Consider the following 17,522-nt stretch of genomic DNA (forward strand, 5'->3'; position numbering starts at 1 on the left):
ATGCCCGAGGTGAACGCCGAGACTGTCGCGACCTCGCCGGAGGCGGTGGCGTCGCATCTCGCCACCTCGCGCTATCTGGCCGACGACAGCCTGGCCACCGCCATCTTCCTGGCGATCCGGCTCGGCAAGCCGCTGCTGCTCGAAGGCGCGCCGGGCGTCGGCAAGACCGAGGCCGCGAAGGCTGTCGCCGAGCTGCTCGGCCGCGATCTGGTGCGCCTGCAATGCTATGAAGGCGTCGACGCCGCGCATGCGCTCTACGAATGGAACTACCAGCGCCAGCTGCTCGCCATCCGCCATGCCGGCGAACACGAAATCGACATTTACGACGACCGCTTCCTGATCGCCCGGCCGCTGCTGCAGGTGTTGCGGGCACCGGAGCAGCGCGTGCTTTTGGTCGACGAGATCGACCGTTCGGATCATGAATTCGAGGCGCTGCTGCTCGAATTCCTCTCCGATTTCCAGATCAGCATCCCCGAGCGCGGCACCATCCGTGCCGGCGCGCAGCCGATCGTCATCCTGACCTCCAACCGCACCCGCGAACTTGCCGAGGCATTGCGACGACGCTGCGTCTATCACTGGATCGGTTATCCCGATGCCGAGCGCGAAGCCGCCATAATCATGCTGCGCGCCGGCGATGTCGCTGAGGCCACCGCGCGCGCCGTTGCGGCAGCCGTGCAGACCATCCGCGCCCGCCCGCTGGCCAAGCCGCCCGGCATCGCCGAGGCCGTCGAATGGGCCAATGCCGCCACCATCCTCGAAAAAGGCGGCAGCCCCTGGCCGGAAGCCTTCCGCCGCGCCATCGGCGTGCTGATCAAGGACGAGGAGGATCTGTCCTACATCGCGCCTGAGCTTGGCCGGATTGTCGAGGAGGCGCTTGCATGAGCGCGTTGCCCAACGCCGCTACGCCCTTCCTCGGCTTCGGCCGCCTGCTGCGCCGCTACGGCTTCGCCATCGCCCCCGAACAAGTCTCCGGCTTCATGCAGGCGGTCACACTGCTCGGACCACGCTCGATGGCCGACATCCGCGAGGCCGCCCTTGCCACGCTGGCGCCGCCGCCCGATCGCCGCGACGAATTCGAAGCGCATTTCCAGAGCCATTTCTACGGCAGCACGTCAGCCGTGGTCGAAGGTGACGCGGACGAGGAAACCCGCATCAAGGATGATGGCGGCGCTGACGACCAGCGGATCGAAGCCGAGCACAGCCAGGAAGGCGGCGAACTGTCCTCGGCCCTGGAGCAATTGAGCACCCGCGATTTCCAGGGCGACGACGACAGACTGACCGCCTTTCAACGCAAGCTGCCGTCCGCCCTGCCCGCCCGCCGCTCCTTCCGCACCGTGCGCACCCCTTCGCGCGGCAAGCTCGACCTGCGCCGCTCGCTGCGCGAAATCGTCAGCGCCGACGGCGACGTCCCCTCACCGCTGCTGCGCCGCCGCCAGACCGTGCCACGCAAGCTGCTGCTCTTGATAGACGTCTCCGGCTCGATGAAGCTGCACACGGCGGACTATCTCAAGCTCGCGCACGCCATCGTGCAAGGCGCCGACCGCGCCGAGATCTTCACCTTCGGCACGCGGCTCACCCGCATCACCACGGCATTGCGCATCCGCGACCGCGACCAGGCGCTGGCGCGCGCGGCGGCCCAGGTCGACGACTGGGACGGCGGCACCCGCATGGGACCGACACTGCTCGCCTTCCTCTCCGTTCCGCGCTTTTCGTCCTTTGCCCGCGGTGCGGCGGTCGTTGTCCTGTCGGACGCTCTGGAACGTGGCGACCATGCCGAGCTGGAGACGGCCATACGCAGGCTGAGCGCCCGTGCCTTCCGGCTGTCGCTGGCAACACCCTTGGCCGGCGACCCGCGCTTCCGCCCGGCGACGGCGGCACTGCGCGCCATCCTGCCTGACCTCGACGACCTCATCGACGGCTCGTCGTTGACCAGCCTCACCGATTTCATCCTGTCGCTCGCCCGTCCCGCCCCCGCGGCATCGACAATCTGGAAGAGGGTTTCCTGATGCAAAAAGCCATCGACGCGCATTTCCACATTTGGCGCCAGAAGGACCAACCCTGGCTGGTCGGGCCGATGGTGCCGCGCATCTTCGGCCCTTACGAGCCGATCCGGCGCGACTATCCGATCGGCGAATTCCTCGACGACCAGAAGGGATCAGGCGTCGAGAAGGCCGTCTATGTCCAGACCAACTGGGCGAAGGAGGATTTCGAGAAAGAGGTCGCCTTCCTGCAGAAGACAGCGGGTGAAACCGGCTGGCCGCACGCCATCGTCGGCTATGCCGACATGACGGTGGATGACGTCAGGCCCCAGATCGACCGGCTGATGAAGTACAAACTGCTGCGCGGCGTGCGCATGCAACTGCACTGGCACGAAACGCCGGCCTTCCGCTTCGCCGCTTCGGCCGACCAGGTCATCGATCCCAAGGTGCGCGCCAACGTCGCGAGGCTGAGGGACTATGGCCTGTCCTTCGACCTGCAGCTTTTCCCCGCCCAGATGAAGGACGGGCTGACGCTGGTCGGTGAGAATCCCGATACCAGCTTCATCCTCACCCATGCCGGCATGCTGACCGGCACGGATCAGGAAACCACCGAGGCCTGGAAGGCGGGGCTGCGCACGCTCTCGGCGGCACCCAATCTCTACGCCAAGCTCTCCGGCCTCGGCACCTTCGTCCACCGCAACGATCCGGCGCTGATCGCCTATATCGTCGACAACGCGATCGATATCCTGGGCTCCGATCATCTGATGTTCGGTTCCAACTTCCCGATCGAGAAGCTCTGGACCAGCCACGCCGAGCTGATCAAGGCGCACCGTGACGCGGTGGCGAAGCACGGCGCGACCGCCGAGGCCGATATCTTCTGGAACACGGCGGAGCGGGTTTACCGGCCAGTGTAGCACTCTCTTCCTTCCCCCCTTGTGGGGGAAGGAAGATCGGCGCGCAGCGCCGAGACGGATGAGGGGTGTTCCAGCGAAGTGAGACGTTGGCGTTCCCTGGAGCACCCCTCATCCGACCTCGCTTCGCGAGGCCACCTTCTCCCACAAGGGGAGAAGGTAAGTCCCCGCCTAAGCCCTTACTGCGTCGGCAGCATGCCTTCGACGTCGCTGGCCGCGTCCGTGAGCGCTTCCTTGGGCGAGGCCGACTGGTCGACGATGCGCGACAGATTGTCGACGATCGTCTGCGTGACCTTCACCCCGTTGGTGCCCGGGAAGGCGTACCACGGAACCATCAGCGGCATCTGGCTGAGCCCGGCCTGGAACAGCGGGTTCTTCTTGTAGAAATCGCCGAGATAGTCTGACGATTTCGCTGCCAGCTCGTTGTTGGGGACATAGCCGGTGCCCGGCACGACGACGGAAGCGCCATAGGGGCCGGCGGCGAATTTCGCGAACTTCCAGGCAGCCTCCTGCTTGGACGTATCCTTGGTCAGGATGACCACGGCGTTGCCGCCGGTCGGCAGACGGCCGTTGACCGGATCGATCAGCGGGATCTTGGCGGTGCGCAGCGTGAACTTGTCGCCGACATTCTTGATGGTGTTGACCAGCGCACCGGTGGTCTGGAATTCGAAGCCGACCTTGCCGGCCGCGAAAGCCTGCTCGCCCGCCGGCTTGGTGAAGACCGGCATGCCGCCCTCCTTCACCATCCGTTCCAGGATCTCCACCGCCTTCTCGCCTTCGGGTCCGTTGAAGGCGACCTTGCTTTCGTCCTCGTTCAGCATCTTGCCACCGGCGCCGAACAGCAGCGCCGAGAACATCCAGTCATCGCCCTGCCAGCGGAAGTCGATGCCGTCGACACCATTGCCGAGTGCCTTGATCTTGCCGCCGAGCGCGATCACCTCGTCCCAGGTCTTGGGCGGATTGTCCGGATCGCCGCCGGCCGCCTTCACCAGGTCGGCGTTGTAATACATGATCGGGTTGGAGGTGGCGAAGGCCAGGCCGACCTGCTTGCCGTTGACCTGCGCCAGCTTCAGGATCGTGTCGGAGAAGCCGAGCTCCGCCATGTTGCCTTCCTTCTTGACCAACGGGCCGAGATCGACGGCAACGTCGCGTTCGTTCAGCATGCGCAGGCGGTTGAGGCCGATGAAGGTGATGTCGGGCATCTCGTCGGTGCCGGCCTGGCGAAGAATGGTCTGGATGCCTTCTTCATAGGTCGCCGACGGGCTGGCGAACTGGATCTTGATATCGGGGTTTTCCTCCATGAACTTCTTCGAGATCGTGTCCATCACGTTCTTGAAGAAGCCGGGCATCGGGTAGTGAATCGTCAGCGTCGTCTCGGCATAGGCCGGAATGGCCGTCGCCAGCGACACCGCCGCCGCGGCGAAAATCCTGGAAAAATGCTTCATTGCTCGTGCTCCTCGTTGGCCCAGTCAGTTGTTGGCAAGCTCAGCCTTTGAGACCGGTCATGGTGATGCCCTCGACGAAACGCTTCTGCGCCAGCAGGAACGCGGCGACGAGAGGAAGGGTGATGATCAGCGTGGCGGCCATCAGCGCGCCGTAGTCGTCGCCGGCCTCGGCGGCGCGGAAATACATCAGGCCGAGCGGCGGCGTCGCGTAAGCCTGCTTGCTGACGACGATCAGCGGCCAGTAGAGATCGTTCCAGTGCGCGACGACGGAAAAGATCGCAAAGGCCGTGACCGCCGGCCACGCATTGGGGACGATGACGCGGGCGACGATGCCGAGTTCGGACATGCCGTCGAGCCGTGCGGCGTGCAGCAGGTCGTCGGGCATGGCGCGGAAGAACTGCAGGAACATGAAGATCGCGAACACCGATATGGTGAAAGGCGCGACCAGCGAGGTGTAGCTGTTGAGCAGCGACATCCTGTCGAAGGCGACATAGAGCGGCAGCGCCGTCGCGTGGATCGGGACCAGCAGGCCGAGCATGACCAGCACCATCATCAGCCGCGCGGCCCGGAACTTCAGCTTGGCCATCGCATAGGCGCACGGAATCGCCACCACGACCTGGAAGAAGAAGATCACGCCGCACACGACAACGCCGTTCCACAGCAGTGTCGCCATCGGCACCTTGGCAAACGCCTTGGCGAAATTCTCGGCGAAGTAGAAATGCCGCGGAACGAGCGACAGCGACGAGGTGAAGATATCGCTCTGCGTCTTGCCCGCTGTCGAGATCATGAAGATGTAGGGCGCAAGGATCATCAGCGCGCCGAGCGAAAGCAGCGCGAAGCGGATGACGCGGCCGGCCGGAACGCTGCTCATGTGTAGTGGACCCGCCGGTCGAGGACGCGGTATTGCAGCAGCATCAGCACGACCAGGATCGCGAGGAAGACGACCGTCATCGCCGAGGCGTAGCCGACGCGCAGATAGACGAAACCTTCCTGGTAAATAGTGAAAAGCAGCACTTCGGAGGCCTTGTTGGGGCCGCCATCGGTCAGCATCTTCACCGTTTCGAAAACCTTCACCGCATTGGTGATGCTGATGGTGACGACGAACAGCGTCGTCGGCCCGAGCATCGGCCAGGTGACGAGGAAGAACCGGTCGAGCGCCGATTTCGCGCCGTCGACGTGAGCGGCGGCATAGAGTTCGCGCGGGATCGCCGTCAGGCCCGCCAGGAACAGCACCATGTTGAAGCCGACCGACTGCCAGATGCCGATGATCGACAGGCTGTAAAGCACGGTGTTCGACGCGCCGAGCCAGTTCGGGCCGGGAATGCCGGCTAGCGAAAGCAGCGCGTTGAGCGGCCCGATCGTCGGGTGGAAGATGTATTGCCAGACGGTCGCCATGGCGACGATCAGCGAGGCGACCGGCAGGAAATAGACGGTGCGGAAAAAGCCGCGCGCCCGGCCCTCGCCTTCGATCAGCAGGGCAACGCCCAGGCCAAGCACGATCGAGACCGGCGCGACAATGGCCGTATAGACCGAGGTGTTCCACAACGACCGGCGGAAGGTGCGGTCGTTCAGGAGGTGTGCGTAATTCTCGAAGCCGACGAAGCGGAACTTGCCGTAGCCGAGCTCGAAATCGGTGAAGCCGAGAAAGATGACGGCAGCCACCGGCAACAGCACGAACAGCAGCAACAGCACGATGGCCGGCGCCGCCAGCAGCCAGGCGGTCCGGTCCTCGCTGCGCGCGCGCAGCGCCGCCGCGCTCCGGACATTGCCGGCCAGCGCAACGCTAGACATAGGCCGGCTCCTGCCGCGCGCCCGCCGCGATGCGCAGCCGCTTTCCCTCCGGCCCGAAGACCATCGCCTGTTCAGGGGCCAGAAGGATGCCCACCTTCATTCCGGCAATCAGGTCCCTCGCCTCGTGCGGCGCCAGCTTGGCGACGATGATGTCGCCGGAGGCGTCGAGGCGGCAATGGGCAATGACTTCCGAGCCGAGGAATTCGAGGCGCTCGATCCGTCCGGCAAGGCCGCTCCTGCCGCTGGGGGAAAGTCTTACGAATTCGGGCCGGATGCCGAGACTGACCGGCCCGGTCGCAACCTTTTCCAGCAGGGCCAGCCGGATGCCCTCGAAGCCGACACGGCCGCTTTCGGCCTGTGCTTGGATGATGTTGATCCTCGGTTGGCCGACGAAGCGCGCGACCTCGATATGGGCGGGATCGTTGTAGATCACGTCGGGCGCGGCGAGTTGCAGCAGATTGCCGCCGATCATCACCGCCACACGGTCAGCCATCGAAAGCGCCTCGGCCTGGTCGTGCGTCACATAGAGCGTCGGCACGCCGGCGCGGCGGTGCAGTTCGACGATCTCGCCGCGGGCATGGACGCGCAGATTGGCATCGAGATTGGAGAGCGGCTCGTCCATCAGGAAGATGCTGGGATGGCGCACCATCGCACGCGCCAAGGCGACACGCTGCCGCTGGCCGCCGGACATCTGCCCCGGCTTGCGGTCAAGCAGATGATCGATCTTCAGCAGACCCGCCATCTCGCGCACATCGCGCGCAATGCCGGTGCGGATCTCTTTCTGGCCGGGCAGCAGCGAGCCAACGAGCGGCAGGCGCTGCGACCGGCTCAGCCGCTTCATGGCAAGCGGCACGGCGATATTCTGGCCGGCCGTCAGATGCGGATAGAGCGCGTAGGACTGGAACACCATGGCGATGTTGCGGTCGGCCGCGGCAACCGGCGACATGTCCCTGTCGCCGACGAAGATCTCGCCGCTGTCCGCATGGTCGAGCCCCGCCAGGATGCGCAGCAAGGTGCTCTTGCCGCATCCGGAGGGACCGACAAGCGCGATGAACTCGCCGGGCTCCACATCAAGGCTGATGCCGTTCAGAATGGCATTGCCGCCAAACGACTTTTTGACGCCGCGAAGCGAAAGCGCGCTCATGACGCGACCTTCTTGCGAACCTTGTGCGCCTCGTGCGGATAGACCTCCTCGACGACGTCATCCAGGACATGGGCCGTCATGCCCGGGATGGCGACGATCTCGCTGGCGACCGTGTCGCCGAATTGATGCACAACGGCGCCAAGCAGCCGCTCGCCCGGCATATCACGCTCCATGTCGCCGACGACGAAGGCCGCCGACGGACCCCATACAAGCGACGTGTTTTCATATTCGCCCTGCCATGCCCGGTGCAGGTGACCACTGGCGAACAGCGCGACATCGTGGGCGCCGATCAGGTCATAAAGACGCTGCCGCTGCGCCGGCCTGACACTCCAGTAACCCGTGTCGCCCTCACCGGGCTCGTCGATGAAGAGCGGCTTGTGGGCAAAGAGCGCGACGCGCCGGCCGGCGCGGCTTTCCAGTGCGGTCCGCAGCCATTCGAACTGCGCCTCTTCCTCGGCATCGTCAAAACCCATCAGCAGGCTGTCGAGCCCGATGAGACGCCAGGTGCCGGTGTCCTCCATCCAGTAGTCGGGGCCAACCAGCCGGCGCCAGCGCTCGAGGCGTCCGGCATTGACCGGCTGCAGCGAGCCGGGCAGATGGCCGACATCGTGATTGCCGGGCACCAGCAGCATCGGCTTCGGGATCTCCCGCATCAGATCCATGCAGAAGGCGATGTCGTCGTCCCGGTCGGCACCGTCGACGCTGAGGTCGCCCGTGTGGATGACAAGGTCGGCGCCGCTCTGCTCGATCCAGGCGGCCAGCGGCTGCCAATTGCCGTTGAAGTGCGGCTTGGTCGGGCTGAAATGGGTGTCTGTGATCTGAACGATTTTCATGTCGGCTCCAGCATGCGAGCCGAGCCCCCCGGCGAGCGGCATCGCATGGGGCTTCCTTAGTGCCGTTCCATGTCACTTCCTTAACAGCCGCTGGGATAAACCGCGCAATTGCGGGCAGCGGCTGGCGAAGGGTAGCCGGCGGCAATCGGCGCAGCGTGGAAAGCGCCCGGATTTCAGCCGCTTGCCACTGCTAGGCTACAGAACAGCCGCGCTCACGATCTTGCGGCGGCGCGGCGGGAAATCACGCTCACCTCACCTCGAATTGCGGGTCGACCGGGATCTGCATCGCCGTGACCAGATGGTTGGTCTGCCCCGCCAGCCCGATGATCGACACCAGCTCGCCATGCTGCGCATCGGTCATCCCCTTGGCCCGCGCCGCCGCCGTGTGCGAATGGACGCAGTAGGAGCAGCCATTGGCGGTCGAGACGGCGATATAGATCATCTCCTTGGTCAGTGGATCGATGGCGCTGTCGGCCACCATCACCACCTTGAGCTGCTCCCAAACCCGCTTCAGCGACACCGGATCATTGGCCAGCCCACGCCAGAAATTGTTGACGAAGTCGGATTTGCGCGTCGCCCGGATATCGTCGAACACGGCCTTCACATCAGGGATTTTTTCGACCTCGGCATCGCTGAGGAGTCTTGTCGTTGCCATGGTGTGGTCCTTCCGTTTCGATCGATGAATTAGGTCGTTGAATCAAGTGATGCGCATAGACGGCTAACCGGTTTGTCCGATTCAGTTTTTGGCTCGGAACAGCACGGACGCCGAGGTTGGCAGAGCAACCCAGCGTCGCCCGTGGATGACGAAGGGAGAGACGCCTCGGCCAATTGTCGACGCACACACCAGCCAGAACCCTAATGCACCGCCGCGTACATGATCTTCTCCTCCGTCGCCTCCGCCGGCGAAAACTCCTCGACGATACGGCCCTGGCGGCAGACCAAGATCCGGTCGGACAGGTTCATGATCTCCGGCAGGTAGGACGAGATCACCACGACGGCCAGTCCCTCGTCGGCCAGCCGGTTGATGATCTGGTGGATCTCGGCGATGGCGCCGACATCGACGCCCCGCGTCGGCTCGTCGAAGATGACAATGCGCGGCTTTTGCACCAGCCCCTTGCCGATCACCACCTTCTGCTGGTTGCCGCCGGAAAGCTCGACCACGCGCGCATTGTCGTTGATCGCCTTGATGTTCAGCGTCTTCGTCCATTCCGCCGACAGCTGCCGCATCTCCTGCGCATTGATCACCCAGGCCTTTTCGCGGCCCGCCGCCAGCAGCCCGCCGAAAAGGTTCTCGGCAATGCCCATCGTCTCGAAAATGCCTTCGCTCTTGCGGTCTTCGGTTACGTACACGATCCCGTCGGCCACCGCTTCGCTCGGCACGAGATAGCGCACCGGTCTGTCATCGAGCTCGATCGCCCCACCCCGCAAGAAATCCCGCTTGTAGATACCGGACACGATCTTGAAGGTCTCGGTGCGGCCGGAGCCGATGAGACCGAACACACCGGTGATCTGGCCCTCGAAGATCGAGAAGGAATTGTTGCGCACGACATTGCTCATCGAAATGTCCTGCACCGACAGCACCTTCTTGCCCGCCTTGCGCAGCCTGGCTTCGTCGCGCTGTCGGTAGATCTGGCCCGACAAGCTGCGCCCGACCATGGCGGCAACGATCTTGTCGCGGTCGAAGGCGGAAGTATCGTCGGTGACGACCAGTTCGCCGTCGCGCAAAATGGTGATGCGGTCGGCGATGGCAAGCGCCTCTTCCAGGGCATGGCTGATGAAGACGATCGAGACCCCATTCGCTTTCAATCGGCGGATCAGCGCGAAGAAATGCCGCTTCTCCTCCGGCGTCAGCGTTGCCGTCGGCTCGTCGAAGATGATGATCTCGGCATTGTGGTGCACTGCACGCGCGATCTCCACCATTTGCCTCTTGGCCGCGCCCAGCGTCGCCACCATCGCGTTCGGATCGACCGGGAAATTCAGCGACTGCAGGAACTGTTGTGCTGAAATATACGTGCCGCGCAGCCGGTTGAGGAATTTTTCAGTACCGAGATAAAGATTTTGCGCCACCGTCATCGACGGCACCAGGCTGGTCTCCTGGAACACCATGGCGATACCGGCCTCGAGTGCCGCATGCGGCGAGGCGTAGGCGATCTCGCGCCCCTTGTGGAACATCTTGCCGGAGGTGGCGTCGACGACGCCGGCGATGATCTTGGTCAGCGTCGATTTCCCGGCACCATTCTCGCCGAGCAGCGCGTGGATCTCGCCCTTGCGCAGGTCGAAGCTGACATTTTTCACCGCCGGCACGCCGCGATAATTCTTGGTGACATTCTCCAGGCGAACGATCGGTTCCATCAGAAACCTCCCGTATCGACGGCAAGCACACAGTCGCCGCCCCTGGAGGCGATGAACAACTTGCCGTCCTTTTCCACCACGCTGCGGATGCCATGGCGCGTGCCGTTGGCGCGGCTGTGCAGGCTGAACTGCGGCTGCATGTTCTGATCCAGTCTGACCACCAGCCCGTAGGAGCGGCTCGGCGACCATGGCTTGTGGATGCCCATGGTGCGGATGCCGCCGCATTGCAGTGGTTCGAGGAAGCTGCGGTTGGAGGCCAGCGCCGGCGCGATCCAGTAGGCCGGCGGGACCTGGTCAATCATGTCCTGCCGGTAATGCGTCTCCTGCAAGACGAACTCGATCAGCCGGTTGCGCGGCGCGAACAAGGTCAGCCACGCCCCGCCATCGCGCGCCGGCGCGAGTCGCGCGGGATAGCCGGGCAGATGTGTCAGCACCGTCGAACGATTGCCTGTCGCGCTGCTGAAACGGATGAGCTGGTGGCGCCAGCTTTCGCTCACCAGAACGCCCTCGCCCGCCGGATGCAGACCGTTGGGGAACGCGATGTCGCCGGCAACTTTCTGGAAGCCGATCGCTCCCGGGCCACATCGCCACAGCGAACCGGACGCGCCCTTCTTCATCAGGTCGGCGGCCCATTGCGATGGGGTGTGCTCGGCCGAGCCATTGGCCAGCCAGAGCGTGCCGTCATCGGCATAGGCAAGTGCCGTGACGCAACGCACATCCGTCGGCAGCGAAACATCCTTGCCCGATATCAGCAGCTTGCCGCTTTCGAGAGCCACCGTCAGCTCACCCGATGGCGACAGCGCCAGTGCCGAAACGGGGGACGCAAAGGTCTCGACAACCCTGGGCTCGGCTCTGGCGCCAAGCGAACAGACGGCGTTGCCGCTTGAGGCGAGCAACCTCTCACCGGAGGCCAGCAGATTGTCCGGCTCGGCCAGTTCGGCAAACGCAGGCTCGTCATCGAGCCGCGTGTTGGGCCGGAAGGCGCCGTCGAGCGGCGGGATGGTGACCGCCTTGCCGCGAAACATATCCAGGATCGGATCGAGGATCATGGCTTTGCTCCCCAATAGGAAGCGGGGCTGGTCCAGTTCGGGTCGGCACCCGAAATCCTGTAGCGGCCGATGCGGTTGTTGAGGATGCCGCCGACGAAAAGATATCCCTTGTGCTCGCGCATCGAGGTGACCATCGGATGCGCATCGCCGGTGAGGTCGCCGAGTGCCTCCACGATCCCGCCCTTCTCGTTGAATTTCACCACGCCGCCGGTGTTGATGTTGGGGAACAGCCACTCGTCCTGCGGCAGCCGCCGCGTCATGCGCTTGCGCATGTCGGGATGGCGCAGCGACAGGTCGAAGCTTGGCGTGCGCATGCCCAGCCACGCCATCCAGTAATTGCCGTCCGACGCCCGGTTGATGTTGTCGGGATAGCCCGGCATGTCGCGGATGACGCATTCGGCGGTGCCGGCCTTCGGCCCTTCCAGCCAATAGCGATGCACGCGGCAGGCCCAGCTTTCGGCGAAGAACAGCGACTTGCCGTCATGAGCCATGCACACACCATTGGTGTAGCGATAGCCGTCGAGCAGCGTCTTCGTCGAACCGTCCTTGGGGTCGTAGACCAGAAGGCGCCCGGTGGCGCGGTTCTCGATCGAGTCCAGCGCCCAGTCATGCGCGTCGTAGCGCTTCGTTGAATCCGTGAAATAGATGCGGCCATCCGGCGCGATGTCGCAATCATTGGGATCGCGCAGCCGTGCATCGTCGACGATCGAGGTCCAGGAGCGTGACGTCTCGGCCGAAAGGCGTTTCACCTCCCGGTCCGGCGAAACGGAATAAAGCCCCATGGCACCGACGCAGCTGATCAGATTGCCCGATTTGTCGAAGGCGAGCCCCAGCGGAAAGCCGCCAATATGGGCAAACACTTCCGACTTGACGTAGTCCGGCGCGAAGAAGCGGACGATCTCGCCATGGCGGGTGCCGCAATAGAGATTGTCGTCACGGTCGAGGATGACATCCTCGGGCCCTTCCAGCTCACCGAGCCCGATATGATCGGCCGCGGACAGGCGGTTGTCGAGCTCGTAAGGCGTGCCGGAGCCCGGCACCGCGGACTGTGTCTCGCCCATCTTGAGATAGACCGGCGCGACATAGACTTCGTTGAGCACCTTGTGGCGGTTCTTCAGCCAGCGGATGTCGATGGTCACCGCCACCGCCAGCATGATGCCGAGCACCATCTGGTTGGTGCCGGTGCCGTAGCCCAGCCGGATCAGCCCGTTGGTCATGGTCAAGACGATGATGGCGCCCATCAGTCCCTTGATCACCGAGCCGCGCCCGCCGCCGAGGCTGACGCCGCCGACCACCGCCGCCGTCAGCGCCATGATCTCGAGGTTGAGGCCGGTGCCCGGCCCTGCACCGCTCAAGCGGCAGGCAATGAGGAAACCGCCGATCGAGGCGCAGAAGCCCGAGAAGACATAGGTCATGAACACGGTGCGGCGCACGCGGATGCCGGCATTGTGCGCCGAGCGCCGGGATCCGCCGACCGCCAGCACATGCCATCCCGGCCGCGAGCGCGTCAGCGCGATATGGGTGACGACGGCGAGGATGATCGCCAGCCAGACCGAGACCGAGAGGCCCCAGAAGGTGCTGTCGCCGATGAAATCCAGCACATCCGACGTGGCGGTCGAAAGCTGCACGTCGGCGGCGTAGGTGGTGACGAGGATGTCGAACAATGCCCGACCGAAGATGAAGGTGACCAGCGTGGTGAGGAAGGCGCGAAGCCTGAGATATCCGACGAGGTAGCCGTTGATGGCGCCGAAGACGAGCCCGGTGGCGAGCGAAGCGGCCAGCGCCAGCCAGATCGACTGTTCGAGGATGAAGAACACGTAGACGGCCGAGAAGCAGGACAGCGCGAAGATCGAGCCGACCGAGAGATCGATGCCGCCGCCCAGCATCACCACCGTCATGCCGGTGACCACCATGGAGAATTCGCCGAGCTGGCGGGTCGATTCCTGCAGCGACGTCAGTTTGAAGAAACCCGGAATGATCGAGCCGAACACGCCGAGCGTTGCCACCAGCGCCAGGAACGGAATGGCATTGTCGGTCCAGCGTTTGGTCAGGATCTCGCCGACCAGATGGTCGGGCACGAGATTGTAGCGCCAGGACTGAAGGCGTTCGCGAAAGGACATCGGCTCACTGCGGTACGAGAAAGAGGTGGCCGGGCAATCCGGCCACCTCATTGATATCTGTCGGGAACGTGCGGTTTATTTCGCCGCCGCTTCGGCCTGCAGCGCCTTCAGGTCCCAGCAGCTGTCGGGCTTGAGATCGGCCTTGGTCGTCGCCTTCTCGAGCGTATAGATATAGGTGTGCGAGGTGCCGGCTGGCTGGCCGCTCTGCAGCAGGAACTTGATGATGGCGTTCATGTCGCCCGACTGGCGGGCGAGATCGGTCATCACCACGGCGCCATAGGTGCCGTCCTGCAGCTTGTCGCAATCGGCCGCCTTCTCGCCGCCGCCGGTGGTGACGAGGAACACCTTGCCGTCGAGCTTGGCGTCTCGGATCGCGGCCGATGCGCCGGTGGCGTCACCGTCCCAGAAATCGATGATCGAGCAGATGTCCGGGTTCTGCTGCAGCATCGTCGTCGTCACGTTGCGCGAGGTCGTCGCGTCCCAGTTGGAGTCGGGCTTGGCCACCACCTTGAAGTCAGGATGCTTGTCCAGCACCTTCATGATGCCGGCATACTGATAGAGGCTGGAAGAGTTCGCCTGGTCGCCCTGCACAAGTCCGATCTTCTTCGACGAGTTTTCGCCGCAGCCCTTGATCGCCGCTTCGGCCTCGAGCTGGCCGAGCCGGTCCCAGTCGCTGCCGACGAAGGCATCGGCCGGGAAGTTGGCGGGGTTGTCGACCAGAAGCACATAGGTGCCGGCGGCCTGCGCCTTCTTCATCAGCTTGGAATAGGAGTTGAGGTCCGGCGCATGGATGATCAGCACGTCGGGCCTGGCGTCGGACGAGATAGCGTCGGTGATAGCCTGCGCGCCCGCATCGACCACCCAGTTCGGATCGCGCGTCTCGAACACGCCACCCCAGGCCTCGACTTCCTTCTTCAGGTAATGCGCCCAGCCCTGCGCCAGGTCGAAGCCCATCGCCAGCGGCACCAGCATGACGCGCTTGCCCTTGAGCGCCTGCGCATAAGCGGCCGGACCCGGATCATCGGCGGCGAAGGTCGGCGCCACGAAGGCGGTAACGGCCAGCGCCGTGGCGGCGGCCATCAGTGTTCTGATCAGTTTCATGTCACGTCCTCTGTTTCGACTGTCATTGCCGGCCGATCGTCGCGATCGTTCCGGGTACCCCTAAATGTCGCCTTGTTGCGCGGTCTGTTCGTCGCGTGGATTGATGATGCCGTCGACGATGATGGCGCCGAGCAGGATCGCAGCCTTGATCAGGTTCTGGTAGAGCAGCGGAATGTCGATGATGGTCATGGCGTTGAGAAGGATGCCGATCAGCGCCGCTCCAACCAGCACGTTGCGCACCCCGCCCCGCCCGCCCGACAGGCCGATCCCGCCGATCACAGCCACCAGCACGATGTCGTAGAGCAGCGTCGAATTGACGACACGCGTGTTGATCGAATGCAGGCTCGCCGCCGTCAGCAGGCCGGCGATCAGGGCAACGAAGGCAGAAAGCACGTAGCGCAGCACCAACATCGGCCGCACCGGAATGCCGATGTTGCGGGCCGCGACCGGGTTGTCGCCGGCAAAATAGATGTAGCGCCCCCATTTGGTGTAACGCAGGAAGAGGAAGAACAGGAAGGCGAGGCCCGCGAAGACGAACACCTCGATCGGGATATCGAGGAAGCGCAGGCCGCCGAGCAGTTCGACCCAATGTCCCTGCGGCACCGGCACCGCATCCTGCGTGATCAGTTGCGAGCGCACATAGCCGAAGACGAAGGAGCCGGTGGCCAGCGTCACGAAAATCGCCGGCACGTCGGCATAGGCGACGAGAAAGCCGTTGAGCAGCCCGATGGCGAGCACGCCGGCCAGCACATAGGCGAAGGCCAGCCCGTCCGACGTCCCCGTGTTGAGCAGCTGCAGATACCAGGCGACCGACATCGCCATGATCGCCACCGCGGACAGGTCGATACCGCGGCCGATGATGACGACAGCCATGCCGAGCGCCAATATGCCCAGCACCGACACCGAGCGGACAATGGCGACGAGGTTGTTGGGATCGATAAAGCCCGGCAGCCCCATTGCCGCCGCAACGAACAGCACCACGGCAATGGCAAAGACAATGCCTTCCTGATTCAGGCTCCTGGGAGTTAGCCAGCCGGTCGTGTTCATGTCTGCATTTGCCCCGATGGCAGCGCTGCCATCCCGAAAGCAAAAGCTAATCGGCTCAGCGCCGGTTCGTCAAATGAATCCGCGCTTGGAACACCGGCGGATGTCGATATTCACCGGGTGGACACATTGATTGCCGAAACTGGCGCAATGCGCGGAAACTCCTGCATTTTTGGCAACCGATTGCGCCATCGCCGTCATTTACGAAAGCGCTGTATCAAGGCGAAGGGATGGGGCGGAATTTATCTCCGCATCGGGCGAAAAATTTGAGTTCATTTCGCCGGCGCGTGGCCGGAAACCTCGGCTCCCGCGGCGGGCGGCAGCACGAGAAAACGCAATGCCGCGACCAGGCCGATGACACCGATCGCCAGGAAGGCGATTCGAAAATCGACGAGATCGAGCGCCGGCCGGTCCCTGGCGATCTGCGACAGGTTCAGGATCGCCGCCGCCACCGCGACGCCGAACAGCATCGCCACCTGCTGCAGCATGGACGACAGCGTCGCCGCCGAACTGCGCTGCGCCGCATCGATATCGGCGAAGGCCAGGGTGTTGAGCGCGGTGAACTGCATCGACCGCGACAGGCCGGCGATCAGCATCAGGACCACGACCAGCGCCTGCGGCGTCTGCGGCGAGATCGCTCCGCAAGCCATGATCGAGGCCGAGGCGATGATGCCGTTGACGACCATCACCGGGCGGAAACCGAAACGCCGCAGCGTTGGCGTCGTTATCGTCTTCATGCCGAGATTGCCGAGGAAATAGGCCAGGATCATCAAGCCGGCATCGACGGGCGAGAGGCCGAAGCCAACCTGGAACAAAAGCGGCAGCAGGAACGGCGTGGCGTTGATCGCCATCCGGAATATGGTGCCCGCGGCGAGTGTCGAGATGGCGAAGGTCAGCACCTTGAACGAGGAGAGATCGAGCAGCGGATGAGTCGCGCGCCGCAGATGCCGCACCGCCAGCCAGCCGATGACGATGCCCGCCGCGATCAGCAGCACCGTCGGCCGCGGGCCGTCCTCGGGATGCGCGATGCGCTCGAGGCCGTAGAGCAGGCAGGCGAGCCCGAGCGACGTCAGGAAAAACCCCGGCCAGTCGAGCGGCTTGGGATCGGCTTCCCGGTCGCCCGGAATGAAGCGGGCGACCAGCGCCAGCCCGATAAGCCCAAGCGGCACGTTGATGAAGAAATTCCAGTGCCAGGACAGGTAGGTGGTGATGAAGCCGCCGAGCACCGGCCCGACCACGGGCGCGAACAGCGCCGGCCAGGTGATCAGCGCGGTGGCGTTGAGCAGCTCGGACTTCGACGCATTGCGCAGGACAAGAATGCGGCCGACCGGCGTCATCAGCGCGCTGCCCAGCCCCTGCACGGCGCGAGCAGCGACAAATTGGGGCAGGTTTTCCGAAAAGCCGCAGGCAAGCGAGGCCAGCGTGAACAGCGCGATCGCCACGAGAAAAATGTTGCGCGCGCCGAACCGGTCGGCAAGCCAGCCGGACAGCGGCACGAAAACAGCCATGGTCAGCATGTAGACCGTGATGCCGATGCTCATCGCCACCGCCGGCACACCGAAGGAGGCACCCATCTGCGGCAACGAGGTCGAGATGATCGTCGAATCCAGCAATTGCATGAAGAAGGCGATGGCGACGATCAGCGCCACGCGCCGCGCACTGGTGGCCGTTGCCGGCAAGGCTTCAGTTTCGGGAATGGCAGTCATGTCGGAACCGGGTTGAACAGCATTTGGCCGACTGCGTCCATAGCCAG

15 protein-coding genes are annotated in these 17,522 nt (G+C 64.1%); 3 read left to right on the forward strand and 12 right to left on the reverse strand.

Features of this window, described 5'->3' with window-relative positions; all coding sequences use genetic code 11:
- From AC07SZ_RS08540 to AC07SZ_RS08550, 3 genes are read left to right on the forward strand one after another with little or no spacing between them, the layout of a single operon-like run.
- Positions 1 to 882 carry an AAA family ATPase gene (locus tag AC07SZ_RS08540; RefSeq protein WP_494913952.1) on the forward strand — a complete coding sequence of 294 codons (882 nt, stop codon included), beginning with the start codon at positions 1 to 3 and terminating at the stop codon, positions 880 to 882.
- Positions 879 to 2,006 (forward strand): vWA domain-containing protein, encoded by a 1,128-nt coding sequence (locus tag AC07SZ_RS08545; RefSeq protein ID WP_494913953.1) that lies wholly within the window; start codon positions 879 to 881, stop codon positions 2,004 to 2,006. Before AC07SZ_RS08540 ends, AC07SZ_RS08545 begins: the two co-directional genes overlap by 4 nt.
- A complete protein-coding gene (locus tag AC07SZ_RS08550; RefSeq protein ID WP_065005349.1) occupies positions 2,006 to 2,893 on the forward strand; it encodes an amidohydrolase family protein in 888 nt (295 codons plus the stop codon). Before AC07SZ_RS08545 ends, AC07SZ_RS08550 begins: the two co-directional genes overlap by 1 nt.
- Before the next feature lie 176 nt (positions 2,894 to 3,069).
- On the opposite strand, the gene AC07SZ_RS08555 is transcribed toward AC07SZ_RS08550, so the two are convergent.
- The 12 genes from AC07SZ_RS08555 to AC07SZ_RS08610 all read right to left on the reverse strand — a co-directional run bounded on the left by AC07SZ_RS08555 (position 3,070) and on the right by AC07SZ_RS08610 (position 17,475).
- On the reverse strand, positions 3,070 to 4,335 hold the full coding sequence (locus tag AC07SZ_RS08555; protein WP_494913954.1) for an ABC transporter substrate-binding protein: 1,266 nt from the start codon (positions 4,333 to 4,335) through the stop codon (positions 3,070 to 3,072).
- Between the two features lie 40 nt (positions 4,336 to 4,375).
- Complete coding sequence (locus AC07SZ_RS08560; RefSeq protein ID WP_056571780.1) at positions 4,376 to 5,206, reverse strand: carbohydrate ABC transporter permease; 831 nt, start codon at positions 5,204 to 5,206, stop codon at positions 4,376 to 4,378.
- On the reverse strand, positions 5,203 to 6,126 hold the full coding sequence (locus AC07SZ_RS08565; protein WP_056571777.1) for a carbohydrate ABC transporter permease: 924 nt from the start codon (positions 6,124 to 6,126) through the stop codon (positions 5,203 to 5,205). Before AC07SZ_RS08565 ends, AC07SZ_RS08560 begins: the two co-directional genes overlap by 4 nt.
- Entirely contained in the window at positions 6,119 to 7,270 is a 1,152-nt protein-coding gene (locus tag AC07SZ_RS08570; protein WP_172373148.1) for an ABC transporter ATP-binding protein, read from the reverse strand. Before AC07SZ_RS08570 ends, AC07SZ_RS08565 begins: the two co-directional genes overlap by 8 nt.
- The gene (locus AC07SZ_RS08575; protein ID WP_172373146.1) at positions 7,267 to 8,103 is read right to left on the reverse strand and encodes a metallophosphoesterase family protein; all 837 of its coding nucleotides are present in this window, start codon (positions 8,101 to 8,103) and stop codon (positions 7,267 to 7,269) included. Before AC07SZ_RS08575 ends, AC07SZ_RS08570 begins: the two co-directional genes overlap by 4 nt.
- A gap of 247 nt (positions 8,104 to 8,350) precedes the next feature.
- A complete protein-coding gene (locus tag AC07SZ_RS08580) occupies positions 8,351 to 8,758 on the reverse strand; it encodes a carboxymuconolactone decarboxylase family protein (RefSeq protein ID WP_056571771.1) in 408 nt (135 codons plus the stop codon).
- A 200-nt stretch (positions 8,759 to 8,958) separates the two neighbouring features.
- Positions 8,959 to 10,455: a sugar ABC transporter ATP-binding protein gene (locus tag AC07SZ_RS08585; protein WP_172373145.1), complete on the reverse strand. Its 1,497-nt coding sequence runs from the start codon at positions 10,453 to 10,455 to the stop codon at positions 8,959 to 8,961.
- Positions 10,455 to 11,504 carry an SMP-30/gluconolactonase/LRE family protein gene (locus tag AC07SZ_RS08590; protein WP_494913955.1) on the reverse strand — a complete coding sequence of 350 codons (1,050 nt, stop codon included), beginning with the start codon at positions 11,502 to 11,504 and terminating at the stop codon, positions 10,455 to 10,457. The genes AC07SZ_RS08585 and AC07SZ_RS08590 overlap by 1 nt, the downstream gene beginning before the upstream one ends.
- Positions 11,501 to 13,624: an ABC transporter permease gene (locus AC07SZ_RS08595; protein ID WP_056571761.1), complete on the reverse strand. Its 2,124-nt coding sequence runs from the start codon at positions 13,622 to 13,624 to the stop codon at positions 11,501 to 11,503. Before AC07SZ_RS08595 ends, AC07SZ_RS08590 begins: the two co-directional genes overlap by 4 nt.
- Before the next feature lie 75 nt (positions 13,625 to 13,699).
- Positions 13,700 to 14,725, reverse strand: coding sequence for a sugar ABC transporter substrate-binding protein (locus AC07SZ_RS08600; protein WP_494913956.1), 1,026 nt, complete (start codon positions 14,723 to 14,725; stop codon positions 13,700 to 13,702).
- A gap of 60 nt (positions 14,726 to 14,785) precedes the next feature.
- Positions 14,786 to 15,772 carry an ABC transporter permease gene (locus AC07SZ_RS08605; RefSeq protein ID WP_494913957.1) on the reverse strand — a complete coding sequence of 329 codons (987 nt, stop codon included), beginning with the start codon at positions 15,770 to 15,772 and terminating at the stop codon, positions 14,786 to 14,788.
- 269 nt (positions 15,773 to 16,041) lie between these two features.
- The gene (locus AC07SZ_RS08610) at positions 16,042 to 17,475 is read right to left on the reverse strand and encodes a DHA2 family efflux MFS transporter permease subunit (RefSeq protein WP_172373142.1); all 1,434 of its coding nucleotides are present in this window, start codon (positions 17,473 to 17,475) and stop codon (positions 16,042 to 16,044) included.
- Between the last annotated feature and the right edge of the window lie 47 nt (positions 17,476 to 17,522).

The sequence above is a fragment of the Mesorhizobium sp. GW821-FHT07A06 genome, from assembly GCF_059419085.1.